Source organism: Wolbachia endosymbiont of Nomada ferruginata, from assembly GCF_001675785.1.
GTDB lineage: Bacteria > Pseudomonadota > Alphaproteobacteria > Rickettsiales > Anaplasmataceae > Wolbachia > Wolbachia pipientis.
Map to the genome: position 1 here is coordinate 1 of NZ_LYUY01000023.1, position 14,002 is coordinate 14,002.

General features: G+C 34.3%; 12 protein-coding genes. 8 read left to right on the top strand and 4 right to left on the bottom strand.

What is annotated here, in order from left to right:
* From gltX to BA053_RS02265, 5 genes are all read left to right on the top strand, one after another.
* Nucleotides 1-1,420 (top strand): glutamate--tRNA ligase (gene gltX, locus BA053_RS02245; RefSeq protein ID WP_065106711.1); only part of this gene is annotated, 1,420 nt, incomplete at its 5' end.
* A gap of 289 nt (nucleotides 1,421-1,709) precedes the next feature.
* Nucleotides 1,710-2,222 (top strand): WD_0033/WD_0034 family tandem repeat-containing protein, encoded by a 513-nt coding sequence (locus BA053_RS02250; protein WP_065095339.1) that lies wholly within the window; start codon nucleotides 1,710-1,712, stop codon nucleotides 2,220-2,222.
* Nucleotides 2,191-2,451 (top strand): hypothetical protein, encoded by a 261-nt coding sequence (locus BA053_RS02255; RefSeq protein WP_065094602.1) that lies wholly within the window; start codon nucleotides 2,191-2,193, stop codon nucleotides 2,449-2,451. Before BA053_RS02250 ends, BA053_RS02255 begins: the two co-directional genes overlap by 32 nt.
* Complete coding sequence (locus BA053_RS07795) at nucleotides 2,423-2,899, top strand: hypothetical protein (RefSeq protein WP_065094603.1); 477 nt, start codon at nucleotides 2,423-2,425, stop codon at nucleotides 2,897-2,899. Before BA053_RS02255 ends, BA053_RS07795 begins: the two co-directional genes overlap by 29 nt.
* A gap of 313 nt (nucleotides 2,900-3,212) precedes the next feature.
* Nucleotides 3,213-6,308: a hypothetical protein gene (locus BA053_RS02265; RefSeq protein WP_065094604.1), complete on the top strand. Its 3,096-nt coding sequence runs from the start codon at nucleotides 3,213-3,215 to the stop codon at nucleotides 6,306-6,308.
* 622 nt (nucleotides 6,309-6,930) lie between these two features.
* On the opposite strand, the gene BA053_RS08480 is transcribed toward BA053_RS02265, so the two are convergent.
* From BA053_RS08480 to BA053_RS02280, 4 genes are all read right to left on the bottom strand, one after another.
* A complete protein-coding gene (locus BA053_RS08480; protein WP_065106712.1) occupies nucleotides 6,931-8,499 on the bottom strand; it encodes a hypothetical protein in 1,569 nt (522 codons plus the stop codon).
* A gap of 53 nt (nucleotides 8,500-8,552) precedes the next feature.
* Entirely contained in the window at nucleotides 8,553-9,224 is a 672-nt protein-coding gene (locus BA053_RS08485; protein WP_281173532.1) for a hypothetical protein, read from the bottom strand.
* Nucleotides 9,225-9,440: 216 nt separating this feature from the next.
* Nucleotides 9,441-10,079 (bottom strand): hypothetical protein, encoded by a 639-nt coding sequence (locus tag BA053_RS08490; protein WP_281173533.1) that lies wholly within the window; start codon nucleotides 10,077-10,079, stop codon nucleotides 9,441-9,443.
* 117 nt (nucleotides 10,080-10,196) lie between these two features.
* Nucleotides 10,197-11,078 carry an Rpn family recombination-promoting nuclease/putative transposase gene (locus tag BA053_RS02280; protein WP_065095473.1) on the bottom strand — a complete coding sequence of 294 codons (882 nt, stop codon included), beginning with the start codon at nucleotides 11,076-11,078 and terminating at the stop codon, nucleotides 10,197-10,199.
* Nucleotides 11,079-11,198: 120 nt separating this feature from the next.
* Here BA053_RS02280 and wmk point away from each other — a divergent pair, with 120 nt between their 5' ends.
* The 3 genes from wmk to BA053_RS02295 form a co-directional block, all read left to right on the top strand.
* Complete coding sequence (gene wmk, locus BA053_RS02285) at nucleotides 11,199-12,116, top strand: WO male-killing family protein Wmk (RefSeq protein ID WP_065095433.1); 918 nt, start codon at nucleotides 11,199-11,201, stop codon at nucleotides 12,114-12,116.
* A gap of 171 nt (nucleotides 12,117-12,287) precedes the next feature.
* Complete coding sequence (locus BA053_RS02290) at nucleotides 12,288-12,944, top strand: JAB domain-containing protein (protein WP_065095434.1); 657 nt, start codon at nucleotides 12,288-12,290, stop codon at nucleotides 12,942-12,944.
* Between the two features lie 99 nt (nucleotides 12,945-13,043).
* Nucleotides 13,044-14,002: hypothetical protein (locus BA053_RS02295; RefSeq protein ID WP_156518217.1), on the top strand; the 959-nt coding region annotated here is incomplete at its 3' end.

Below are 14,002 nucleotides of genomic sequence, written 5' to 3' on the forward strand. Positions count from 1 at the left end.
AGTCACGAGATTTGCTCCATCACCAACAGGATTTTTGCACATTGGAGGAGCTCGTACTGCTTTATTCAATTGGCTCTATGCAAAGCATCATGGTGGCAGGTTTTTGCTAAGAATTGAGGACACCGACAGAAAACGTTCAACGAAAGAAGCAATTGATGCAATTATAGAAGGGCTAAGATGGCTCGGTGTGAGCTATGATGGGGAAATAGTATATCAGTCAAAAAGAATAGAGCGGCATAAAGAAGTAGCAAACCTTTTAGTTGAGAAGGGTAGGGCGTATCACTGTTATTGCCCTGAGGATGAAGTTGCAGAAAAGAAAATAAAAGCAAGAGAAGAGGGCAAGATATACAAGCATAAATGTACTACAAAACCTCCTTCTTGTCATCCAAGTAGCCGACACTGGGATCCAGAAGAAAATATGTGGTCACGCGCTGGAATGACATCCGGTGTGAGGTCAGTTATCCGTTTCAAAGTGCCAGACTCACAAGAGATCGTCATTGATGATAAAATATACGGCCAAATCAAAGTAAATAGCGAGCAGCTTGATGATATAGTGATCTTACGTTCTGATAACACTCCAACATATATTTTTGCCGTAGTGGTTGACGATCATGATGCGGGAATAACCGATATTATACGTGGCTCTGACCATCTCACTAATACCTTTAAACAGTTGCTAATATACCAGGCTCTTGATTTTGACATTCCACGTTTTGCACATGTGCCGCTTATTCATGGGGAAGATGGGAATAAGCTATCCAAAAGGCATGGTGCCACAAGCGTTTGCGATTATGAAAAGATGGGAATATTGCCAAAAGCGATGCGTAATTACTTGCTGAGACTTGGCTGGAGTCACGGCAACGATGAGATTATTAGCGATGAGCAAGCAATAGAGTGGTTTAATATAGAAAGTATTGGTCGTTCACCTGCACGGCTCGATTTCAAAAAACTGGAGCATTTGAATAACCACTATATTAGTAATATGAGCAATGAAGATATTCTGACTCTAATGCTTAGAGAAAATACTCTAACTGACAAAAAAAAGGGCTATTTACTGCAGGGACTGACAGAGCTAAAAAAAAGAGCAAACTACCTGACCGAATTATTGGATTTAGCAAAATTTTATATTCAAGATCCGCCACTTGATTTAAGTGAAGAAGCTTGTCAAATTGTCAAATCTAACCTCAATATAATTAAGTTACTCGCATCATTTCTGTCAAAGATCGGTGATGAAAATTGGAATAAGGGTTTTTTATCTTCTCAGATCAAGGAATGTGCAAAATTGCACGATATGAAAATAAGCGATGTATACCACTCATTACGCGCCCCTATAACTGGAGTAATGGATGCACCTGGAATCATTGATATCATGGTGATTCTTGGTAAAGATGAGTGTATAAGAAGGTTACAAGCAATTTAAATGAAATAAGAAAATTACTTGACATCCTTCGCCAGCCCCCTTATCATGACGTGTATAACAATGTTACAAAAAATAATATCATAGAATTCAATAGGATAATCCCTAGAGAATTACTCATCTACAAAAAGCCAAATCGTGTTAATTCTGTTTAGATGTAAAAGATAAGCTAAATCTTTACAAAGAAAACATCTCAAGCAGCAAGACACCTTTGATTGAAAGAGAGCACCAAATTTATGGTGAGCAACTGCGCTACAACTAAATCGACAAATCTTAATAGGGGAAAAACATTATGAAAACGTCAAAACTGACATTAGTATGTGATATATATGAGTTAACAAATAAAGATAGAAAGAATATACAAAAACTAGCAAGAAAAATAGAGGAAGGGAAAGGTATTGCTGGAAGGTTCAGAAATGGAATATTCAAAAAGTCCAGCTATAACGCAAGTACGATTCTTTTAGCGAAAATAGCTTACAAATATCAGGGTAGAGAGGAGACATTGTCACTACTACATTATGCTATAAGTCATAAAAATAATCAAGCTGTAAAAGATCTTTTAGAAGAAGCCAAAAAACAAAAACTATTAAAGGAAGTTCTGAATGAAGAGATGACCACAAAACATTCAGATGGTCGGGAAGAAACTCATACAATACTTACAGATGCTATATCACGTAGAGACAATGACATGATTAGAGCAGTGTTAAAGATCTCTGAGGAAAATGGTATCTTGAAAGAGATTGTCAAAAAAAGAATAACGATAAAACATTCAAATGGCAAGGAAATCCCCATTCACCTATGCTGAAGCGTGTGAAAATAGTGAAGCTGTAAGAGAACTGGGAAATATTCTTAATAAGAGAGCAACCCAGCAGTCCACTGTTGTAACAGCCAAAACTACTACAGTTAGAAGTGAAAAAGTGCTTCAAGATACTATCGGTAATATCGAGACACCGGCTAACGCATGTGAAAATAGTAATAAAAGTAGTCTTGAAGAATCTATAGAACATGAATACCTTAAACCATGCGAAAAGTAATACAATAGCTATAAAAGATATCGCTACTTCAATAGAAAAGCTTGATAATGCTGGAATATGCGAAAAAAATGAAACTGCCGCAAAAGAAGCTGCTATACAAGAGCAAAAAGTTTTTAGCAATGCGGATTCAGCAGAAGCTAAGAAACCTTTGGAAGATGTTCTTAATGAGAAAACAACCATAGGGCAGCAGGTTGTAACAGGCAAAAGTGTGCCGGCTGAAGAGGAAGTGCATGAAGTATGTAATAAACCTGTAATTGTTGGTGTAGTGTTATTGGCAAGTGGTGTTGCATTGTATATCATGAAAATGCCTGTAGTAGCAGCGGTTGTGGGAATAGTTGGATTAGCTTGTATAGGTCTTGCGCTGTATAATATCATAAATCCCAACACCAAGCTCGAGAAAGTAGAGGAACAATCGATTACTGCTCATCCTCCTTTGAAGACAATATAAACAAGATAATTTCTTCTATACGGACCTCAATGGTGTATGCCTTCAACAAATGGTCAAGTTTTAACTCAAAATATTAAAAAACTAAGCAAAAAAAAGTGTTGACTTGTAATTTAATGATAATTAAGGTATGCTTAATTGATAATGGGGGTAATATGCTAAGTTTTTTTGATAAGCCATTTGAAGAGCAAGTAGAAAAATAATAAAAATTGAAAATGCAGAAGGTTTAAGGCTATTACAAGCATTAATTGGTGTTAGAAGTTCAGCTACATTTATAAAATATTACTCAGGTTTTATAATAACTAAGATCAACATTATGTATGCAAGACTTTATGGTGAGTATAAGCTGAAAGAGTTTTGCCTTGAGGAGTATGAAAAAGTCTTAGATGCAAAATTTCGAGAGATGGATAAAGATATAATGGGTGAATTAGTCAGCAAAGATAAAAGTTTTAAAGATAGAGATTTTGATAAAATAATACCCGATAGTGTAGGATTAAGGAAATTATTAAATGATAAAGCTAAGCTAGTTAAAGATAGTATTAGGGAAGATTTAAAGGAAGTGGTATTGGAATCTGTTCAGGATAGGAATAACAGAATCAAAGAATCAGCTTCTATTTCAGACTACAGACATTGTGGTAGTGATAGACAGATTATTGAGTATGTGCGTAATACGGATATAACAGGGCTATGTACCATGGGTTATGAGCAAGTTTTAGATATCTATGATAATATTGCTAGAAAAACAATAGAAGAGATAGACAATGAAATCATAAGTACGGTCATCGAAAGTCCAGGGCAAGAAAAAGGGTTAGTGAAAGCAGATGCAGTAGTTGAAAATTTGAAAGGAGAAGTAGGTAGAATAAATGGGCAGTTAAAATCTGTAACAAAAGAGCATAAATTGTATGAAAGTGAGATCAATGAGTATTCTAATTTCATAAAAGGGGTAAAAAATCATACTATTTTATTAGATTGGTACAATGAACTGCTAAAGCAAGTAAAGGAAGATTCAGACAAAAATGCAGCACATGTATTGCATAATTATAATAAGTCTGAGTTAGATACGAATGTAAATAACTGGTTGATTGATCAAATTTTTGATAAGGTACTGGATAACAAGTTAGAGGAACTGAGGAAAACATATCAAGTTGAGAAGGCTGACATTGAGTATCCCGAGGGTAAGAATTCTTTAAAGCAAGAAGTTAGAAAGGTGTCACAGCCTGTTATATTGGATCCTAAAAAATTTGTTAGTGCAATGCAAAGTGCGCCAAGTGAGTTAAGGAGTAATAAAGAAAGGGTAAGCAAAGTTGTAATTGATGAGATTAAGGCTATAGAGACTCTTGTTAACGAAACAAAAGAAACTTTAGAGGAATTATCATTAAAAGCAACTGAAGATTGGAAAAAAGATGAAAGTAACGAATTAAAGGTTAGAAATTTTTTAACAATACTATCACAAGAATTAAGTAAAAGTATCTTAAAACTCTCTAACACAGAAGATCATTTATTAGATTTACAGAGCAATACTCTAGAATCTGTGAAACATACACTATCTAAGTGGGTAGAAAACGAGGATAAATTTATAGAAAAAATCCTTGTTGAAGTATTGAAGAAAAGAGAGTATCACAGGTTAGCATTAACACTAACCATTCAATTAATAGAACCACACAATGTAATAGAGGTAGAACAAGACATTTTAGATACTATATTGCTTAAAGCTATAGAAAAAGACAAAAAAGATATGGCATTACTCTTGATATGTAATGGAGCTAACATTAATAAGTCTGGTGTTACTACAGGACTAGGTGGTGAGTTATTAGAAACAGTAGCGGTGGAAGAAATTGCACGTTTGTACAGAGAAATGCCAGTAATTGGAACAAAATATAGGAAAACAAAAGATGGAGATTGGGAAATAACCGGATTCACCGTAACGCAACCTCATACACGTAAACTGAGTGAAGATGAAAAAATTATAGAATTCTGTAAAGTTATTAGTTTAGAGGAATTAAGTGAACTATTTCCTGAAGATTCCTTTCCAAAAAAATCAAGTGATATTGCTATTGATTACAGGAAAAAAATATCTGAAGGTAAATTAGAAAGAGTCAAAGATGCAAAACAAACAGGGATGGAACAAGTAACACAACATTTAGAAGCAAAAGAGCATAAGAAATTAATACGTAATTGCTCCATAGGTGGTGTAGGTGTTGGTGGTGGGGCAGCAGCTATTGGTTATTCTTTTGCCCTCTTTAGTGGCCCAATAGCTATTGGTGTTTTTGCTGGTATTTTGGTGCTTAGCTTAGCTGGTTCCCAAGGATATTATAAGCTTTTCAAAGAGAAAAGTGATCTTGTAATAAGTAGGGACGATATTAAGGATTTAAATCAAGCAATTAACTTACTTGAAGAGTTGTTACAAGAGAATATCTTGTTAGGGGCCAATAATACCATCTTAAAAGAAATAAGGCAGGAAAAAGAAGAAATAAATAAGGGCAAGGAGAAGTTGATAAATATCTCAAAGCTTAAAAGGCTTGTTTCAGAAATTAAAGTAAAAGGACAGAAGGACGCGATATTCAAAGAAAAAAAATGGAAGGATGATGCAAAGCTTATTGCGTTATTAATCGCAGATTTTGAATTTGAGCTTGATGCAATAAATAAAATAGAAGGAATAACATTTGAAAAGTTTGCAAAAGAAATTATAGAAAATAGAAGAGATTACATACAAAGCTTAAAAGAGCAGGATATAAAGGATAAAGAGCGTGAAACAATCAAGATACTTTCAACTGAGTGTAGTAAACAAGCAAGTTTATTAAACATAATAGCACGAAAAGCAAAACAGGACAAAGAAAAAGGCAGACAAGAAAAAGAGGAAGTGCGGGCAAGAGTAAAAGCTGTTCGTTTAATGTATAGTAAAGCCTCCAATTTTAAAATACCTGTAGAAACGATAATACAAAATCAGAGTGTGCAAGAATGCTTAGAGCAGCAGTGTACTTTTCTAGTGTTAAATACAGACTATGCAGAGAAATTTAAGGACATCTTTGGTAAATATAAGAGCTTCAAAGAAGAGTTAAAGAGTAAACAATCTATTGGTAAGGAAGAATTTGATAAATTGTCAGAATTAGCTGATGAATTTAATAGAGCAAACAAAAACTTTACTCAGCGTAAGGATAAGGAAAATGAATCTGTAAAAGATAACTTAAGATTTGATGATGAGGCTATCAACGAATTGAGATCCCATGTAATTGAGGAAATAAAACAGGCAAGAGCAGCTGCGGAGGAGGAAATAAAAGTATTAAGAGAGGAACAGAAAGCAGCTGAGGAAATAGTGATGCAATTACAAATGTCAGGTTCAATACAAACACCAAGTTCTGCATTTAATAATGTCACTAATGAACCAGTTGCAGGTCCTTCTTGGCGAATATAAGGGTTTTGGAGTTTCTATAGTGTGAAAGGTTTGAATTTGTAAATATTATTTTATATAGCCTTTCTACCATAGAGAATATCAAAAAATTACTTTTTATAAAAACACAAGTTTATTAGCATCGCAAAAAAATTAAATATTTACTTTCTCCAAAATTGTAAAAAAGTGCGTATATTCGTGAGAACTTGTTTGGTGAAAATAGGGTTATAAAAATAAAAACGTAAAATTATTGCAACAAAGTTAGGCAAATTAGTGCGTATGTAAATTTAGTAAAAGTAGGCTAGTATAGCTGGTTTTGCGGTATAGTGGAATTATTATATAGCAAAGTTCGCACAGATCTAGTGGTAGACCAATTGATTCCAAAGAAAAATGTTCTCACGCTCATTGATTTTAACCACTGAAAATGGTCACATTGTTTAAATTTATTAATGCTATATACTACCAAATTAATAGTTGCTCATTTAAGAACCTCCTTCAACTTTACCCAACTCGACACATATACTTTTTGAAACATTGCTGCAAGTAGAAAAAAACAGGTTACCCATCTTAACTTCTTTAAATTTGCTCACAATCTCTACTTGATGCATAAGGTTTTTGTTACACTCCTTTCATCTACCGATTACCTCTACCTACCGCCTTTACCTTTGCTAAGGTCAGAAATACGACTAGCTTCAGGACCTTCTAAACTCGACTGTGGCAGGCCACCAAAATTACTGGAATCACTAACACTAAGCGATATAGGTGCTTCTACTGGTCCACACCCTCCTCCCACTCTGTGATATCCTAATTCTAGATAAGTACGTAGTAATTGATCAATTTGTTCTCTATTTTGAATGTATGCTTGCAATTGCACATCTTGAAATCCCGGATCATTCCTGAATAATTGTGAAATGCTCACTCTTATGTTCTGAAAGTAATTTCTATCTCTGTTTGGGTGGCCTCTTCCAAGAAAATCACGCATAATATTTACAACATTCTGAACTTGTTCTCCAGGATTTTCATTTAGGACTCTATTAATATCTGTAGCATTTTCTAATGCCCATAAACCACAATTCCAACCATCTGTTTGCTGACGAACAGAAACATTATTAATCCTGATATTATTTCCTAAGTTATTTTGAATGATATCGATAATACCACCTGGAACAGCAGTAGCAGTTGAATCAGCATAGTACCCAACATAGTTCCCATTTTGACGTTCAATCACTAGTGTAACCCAATGAGTATTATTTAAAGTAATGATTAAAGTTAAACGCTGTTGTTCTTCATTTTCCCTAAATTGATTTAATACTCTAACAATGTGCTCGTTACCGTCATTCCTTGCCAAATTAGCTACTTCAAAAGTGTGATTACCTTCAGTACGAAGCTGATATCGCAATCTTCCAGCGTAAGCTATATCAATTTGTTGAAGCCAGTAATCATAATGTCCATTTCTCGTCGCAAATTCTAGTGTAAGTAGATCATTTACTTCTATCCCTTGATTTCCAAGAATATCTCTTATTTGTCTTCGTTGACCATGTGCTACTTGCGCAAAATTGACAAGATTATCAAGTTGTGCACGCTGGTTTTGATTGAGTTGTATTCTATTTATTTGCTTAATTGTCATGTTATTTCCTAGAAGTTGCCTAAGAAAATTGATCTCAGATGCTGAATACTTGGCAAATTTATCTCTATCTCTAAAATCCTTTTCACGAATCGCCTCGAATACTGTTGCAATTGCCTCTCCCTGACTCTTGCCCTTTCCATGCATGCATACTTTGTATTGCTCAAAATTTAGGTCTTCTTCCCTTAAATTTGGATTTTGCCGTCTAATCTCTCGCACTAGAGCATTTCTCTCCCTTGTACTGAACCTCAACCCATCACTATTAGAACGATCAGAAATACTGTAGCATCTGACAACTTGCTGTCCGTCACGATAAACAGCAACTTTTAGGTTTGCCGTATTTCGATTTTCACCATTACGTGGATTAACACCATGGTTATCAAAACGAAAATAGACTCTCTCATTTGCATTTAAGATATTAGCATCATGTGCAGTAGAAAACATACTAAAAAAGAATACAGGAAGGAAACGACCTGCACTTACATGATACAAGAAAGATGGATATTGATCTAAAAAAGATTCAAATCCTTGTCTGAATCCTTCAAGATCTCCATCCACCAAACTCCTAATAAGTCCATCACCATTACTCATACAAAATACCCCTTATTTACTACGACCAGAAACACCAAGAGTTCATAAGTGGATTACTTATTACCACTAAGCGTAAAGACGCTTTTTTTCTTATAAGAAGAAACACCACTTACACTAGGAGTTCCAAGCTCAGACTGCGGACTATCATCAACTGGCAAAGTTGTTTTCTTACTACCATGAGCTTTAGATCGTGATCGCAAATTACTGCAAGGACCATCACCTACAGGACCAGGTGGTAAAATTGTTTTCTCTAACTCAGAGAATAATTCTTCTGCAAACAGACCGTAATCTACATTTACTCTTTTACCTTCCCTACCGCATAATCTAAGGTCTCTTATTATTAGTTTTTTAAAGAGCTCAAACTTTTCAGGAAAGCAATCTTTGGCAAATGACATCATATCTAATATTTCTTTTTTCTCTATTTCTTTTTCTTCATCAGTCTTATAAATGTCTTCTCGTCTCCAATTGACTATTAACTCTGCAAATACACCACTTGTAGGAACTGTATAATTAGAAGTATTAACAGCAGCTTTTCTGTATTGATACAAGCTACCACATTCCCAAAATTCCATAATAAGAGATCTAGCTTGAACATTTGATTCAGGATTTTTCAACATCACATCTGAAAGAGAGGAAAGAAAAAGCTCATAGTCTCGCTGTGAGAATATTTTGTCCGAACAGTCTCCTCCTGCTGAAACTTCTTTATAACACCAGCACTGTACCAAATCATGAACCGTATCAAAAAAACATGACTCTATTAATTCAGCAAAAAGGGAATATACTCCTTTATCTTTCTGTGATAATTTCTGTAAAAGAGTATCTTTATCGACTATCTTATTTACACAAAAATCTAAAATAGGGGCGTCTTTCTCAACAGATTGAGGACGAGAAAGAGCAAGAATAGCTTCTGTGAGCTTCTTTTCCTTATCTTCTTCTTTTCCTTATCTTCTTCTTTTCCTTATCTTCTTCTTTTCCTTATCTTCTTCTTTTAAATGATTATAAAAATGCTCTACCCCTTCACTCCACTTAAGTTTTACAGCACTATCAAAACCTTCTACTGCATCATACTGCTTTAATTCCCCAGATTCTCTATCAATCCAGAAACTTAATACAGGATCTTCCCTTTTCATACCGTTCAACAATGAGTTTCTTATGTATATGTCAGTTACAGGATTACCATAACCATCAACTGCATTCGAGGAAAAACTACCTTTGTAAGATTCAAACTGCTCTTGAAAGAGATGGTGAATTTTATCTACTACGCAATACCTACAAGCTATATCATATTCTGAAAGTGGATTATCTACCCCACCTATTTTCTCTTCAGTAAACCTTTGACCTAAAGCAGCATTATCCAACCTTACACCTGACCAGCAACCTTCATCTTGGAATACATTACGCAAAAACTCCAGCTTATCATCCTTGAAGTATTTTATATGCTCCATAAAGTTGTCATGAAGGACTCCCACCCATCTCTTGATAGCTGACTTCCTCCCGGCAGTAACTGTTGGATCTGGATGTTTAATAGCTTCCTGTAATTTTTTGGACATCGTAGCCCGAAGCTCTTTCTGTGTTGGCATTAACCCCTCCTATTAAGTATTAACAGTGTTATGTAAAATAAGACATTATACAGACATTAGAATGGATTGCAATATTAAAATTACTAGAATAGAGAGTTTAATAAAAAAACGTTATGGCTAAAACTTCTTTTCTTGAATTTTCTCAATATAATCAACAGAAAGACCAGTAGTTTGAGTTATAATGTCAATAGAAACTCCTGCTTTAAGTAGATTCTTTGCGACCTCAATTTTCTCTGCTTTTCTGCCTTTTTGATGGCCGATTTGGATGCCTTCATGAAGTTTTTCTTCAAGACTAGATAAATAATCATCGGTACGTTTCTTAGCTTGGTCATAAGCAAGACGTTCTTTTTTACTCCAATTATATTGGTTCAGCTCATCATAAGCCCTGCCAATAATTAAATCACTTCCTATTATTTTTTTTAGATCCTCTTCACTTGTTTCACCGGCGTGTTTAAAAAAATAACACCATTTCTCTACTATATTTTCTAATTGATCTTCTCTTTTTTTAAATTTAGGTAACTCTATAAAAGTAAAACTAAAGTCTCTGAGATCATGTTCAAAGGTCATCTTATCAAAAGTAACGTGATCAGACTTATAAGCCAGCTTATTAGGAAATAAGATGAAATCAGCAATAGCAATAAAGATAACGCCTTTAAGATCATGATACTGATCACCTACATCAGCTTGACTTGAATAGGCCTTAGCGGCATAGTATTGGGCACGTTTTTCAAAGCCAGTAGTTTTAGCGACTTGCATCTCAATTATTGTTTTTATTCCTGTAGAATCAACACAGAGAACATCAACAATGCTTTGCTTTTGAGAGGCGATGACAGGGTCTTGAATGGGACTGAGAAAGGAGACATCTTTAATCTTATTGTCATCGGTAAGACCTAGTATATCATTGAGAAAGTGAATAAGAATATCTTTATTTTTTTCGGTACCAAAGATACGGCGAAAAGCTATATCATTGCGAGCATCAAGAAACTTGGAAAGAGCCATGAGAAAGTAAGATAAAAAGCATTAATAATTATACACAATTGTGAAGAAATATTCAACTAAAATTGAAACGTAGAAGTTTTTGTATATCTTTATTTGGTAGTATTAACCTGTATAATATTTATGGCAAATACCTTGATAAAGTATCAGATAGCACAAAAAGTAAGGAGCTGGAGGTTAAAGCGAGGTTATACTCAAAAAGATTTAGCGGGAAAAATTGGCGTAACGTATCAAATAGTACTACAATATGAAAAAGGAACACGTAAAATTTCGATTGAAAAGTTGTATGCTATAGCAGAGATATTGTCGATTGGTATTGTAGACCTAATTCCTGTATCAAATGAAAAAATCTGTTTTGAAGATGAGGGAGAGAAAATATTAAATCTAGTAAGAAAATATAAAACGATTAATGATCAGGAATTACGTAGAATGTTTTGTTTACTAACCAAATTTGTTCAAGTTAGTGAGAAAAATAGTAAAAAAACGGAGAGAATAAAAATTGCAAAAGGTCTGGTTAAAGGAGGAGTTTCTGTTGATATTGTTGCAAAAACAATTGGTCTCTCTGCTGATGAATGTGTTGAAGAAAAAGGAGGTTCTATTTACTGCCAAATAGGAAAGAAGATAAAAGAATGGAGACTAGTGAGAGAGTATACTCAAAAGGATTTGGCTGAGAAAATGGATACAACACGTGACGAAATAAGCAACTATGAACAAGGACGTGTGGCTATTCCACTGGAAAAATTGTATACAATAGCGGAAACATTATCGATTAATATTACAGATCTACTAATAGAAGAAGATGAAGGTAGTAAAGTGGAAAATGAGCTACCTGATTTGATTAAAGAATACAAAGAAATTGAGAGCCAAGAACTACGTAATGTACTAATAAAATCTATGTTTAAAAGCATACAAATTTGTGAGGAGAAAATTAGAGAAGAAGAAAGAATCAAAATTGCAAAGAACTTAGTTAAAAAAGGAATTTCTACCGATATTATTTTGCAAATAACAGGCCTCTCTTTAGGCGAAATTCAACAAGTTTAAAATAAAAAAATCACCATATATTAATATCTTCACCTATTCATGAAAAAATAAGTAAAAAAGATTGAAAAATTGATTTGACTTCACTCGGAAGCTATGGCTCTATGCCAATGCTGATAAAAAAACAGCAGTAAATATTTAAAAAAAGTTTGTTGTTAGTGAAGGGTAAATTATATGAATAAAAGTAAAGAGGAAATAGAGTTCAGAATATTAGAAAGCAAAGGCAAAGCATTACTTGATCGTGAAATAATGGAAACGTTTCTAAGTGCAGTACATGAAAGGCCACAAGCTCAAGAAATTGCTAAAAATCTGGTGAATACTTATACAGGAGTAGGAAGGATTTTAGGCCGAGAAATGGATGACCTGAAAGTTATAGAAGGAGTAACTGATTCTGCAGTAGCAATGATTATGTGTGTTAAGGAAACACTAGAAAGGGTGCTCAGAGAAAAGCTTAAGAGTGAGCCAATAATGGACTTACAAGGGCTAGTAGAGTATTTGAACGTAAGTATAGGACACTCAGAAAGGGAATGTGTAAAAATACTGTATTTGAATAAGAGGCGCCAATTAATCGGAGAAGAATCCTATATTGGTGAAATGGAAAAAGCACCAGTATACATAAAGGAAATTATAAGAAAAGCATTAATAAAGAATGCAACATTAGTAATAATGTCACACAACCATCCTGGGGGACGCTTAGAACCATCAGAAGAAGATCAAGAAGTAACGAAGAGCTTAGCAGCAGCATGTAGTACTGTAAGCGTTAGATTATTTGATCATATTATTATCACAAGTGGAGGCTATTTCAGCTTTCGAGAAAACGGATTGTTATAGTAGAAAGTATTTGCAAATCTACTCACTATAATTTATAATGAGTAGTAGAGTGTATAACAACTATACACTTAAAAAGTATATTTAATAGCGGAGGCTAATATGGGTAATAAGATAATTGTACCTTTTAATGATAAAAAGGGAGGTACTTACGAATTAAACATTGATCTTGATAAATTATCAAAAGGTGAGATGTTGAATGCTATTATAGGAATTGGTCGTGCTAAAGAGCAGTCCACTTTTGTAAGCAAAATTAATAAGGCTAAAAAACCTGGAGAAGTGCCCTTCCCTAATAGAGACGTTCAAATCAACTACGGAAAGGGACTTGATTATATATATGGCACAAAACCTATAAGTGATCAAGAAGATAAAAATCCATTTACCTCTGCCTTGCAAAAAATAAAGCCAAGTAGAGGTGAAAGTGAAAAGTTGAGCTGGTTTAAGAGTACTGTGGTAAGAGCAAAAAGTCCAAATGAACTGCACAAGGCTGTAGACGAAGCACTAGCTGCTGGAGCAAGGCTAAATGCATGTAATGATGGGGAATGGAGTTTTGCAGAATATGTAGTATTAGGTACACATTTTCACAGATTAGAAAAAAGTGATCGAAAAAAGCTAATACGTAAATTAATGCTAAGCGGTGCAGAGTTTCATGATACTTTACTGCAGAATAAACTGATAGGTGAAATCTATAATGAGCTACAGCCAGAAGTTCAGCCACAGATAGATAAGCAACTAGAAGAGCTAGAGGAAGCTGGCGAAAGTGCTGTTCAAGAAGGATCCTTAATAGATTTCGAGATAGACAATACAACATCATATATAGAATTTTCTGATGATAGCAAGGTAGAGGTAGCCAAAATACTGGAAGCAAACAGAGGTTTAATTTTAAGAATGGGCAATAATGCAGTAGAGGTTAAAAGCGAGAAAGGAGATATAAGAAACTATACTGATATGTCAGATGGAAGCTCTATTGTATTAGAATTTCCTACGAGCATTGGTAAGCTAAATGTTATATTGTACCACGATGTAAAAAAATATGATCAAGTACAAGTCAGAGTAGAAAA

Excerpts from the sequence above, each read along its gene's own strand:
- BA053_RS02265 (WP_065094604.1), top strand. The coding sequence starts at position 3,213 with ATGTATGCAAGACTTTATGGTGAGTATAAGCTGAAAGAGTTTTGCCTT.
- BA053_RS02280 (WP_065095473.1), bottom strand. The coding sequence starts at position 11,078 with ATGGCTCTTTCCAAGTTTCTTGATGCTCGCAATGATATAGCTTTTCGC.
- BA053_RS02290 (WP_065095434.1), top strand. The coding sequence starts at position 12,288 with ATGAATAAAAGTAAAGAGGAAATAGAGTTCAGAATATTAGAAAGCAAA.
- BA053_RS08490 (WP_281173533.1), bottom strand. The coding sequence starts at position 10,079 with ATGCCAACACAGAAAGAGCTTCGGGCTACGATGTCCAAAAAATTACAG.
- BA053_RS02250 (WP_065095339.1), top strand. The coding sequence starts at position 1,710 with ATGAAAACGTCAAAACTGACATTAGTATGTGATATATATGAGTTAACA.
- wmk (WP_065095433.1), top strand. The coding sequence starts at position 11,199 with ATGGCAAATACCTTGATAAAGTATCAGATAGCACAAAAAGTAAGGAGC.
- BA053_RS07795 (WP_065094603.1), top strand. The coding sequence starts at position 2,423 with ATGAATACCTTAAACCATGCGAAAAGTAATACAATAGCTATAAAAGAT.
- BA053_RS02255 (WP_065094602.1), top strand. The coding sequence starts at position 2,191 with ATGGCAAGGAAATCCCCATTCACCTATGCTGAAGCGTGTGAAAATAGT.
- BA053_RS08480 (WP_065106712.1), bottom strand. The coding sequence starts at position 8,499 with ATGAGTAATGGTGATGGACTTATTAGGAGTTTGGTGGATGGAGATCTT.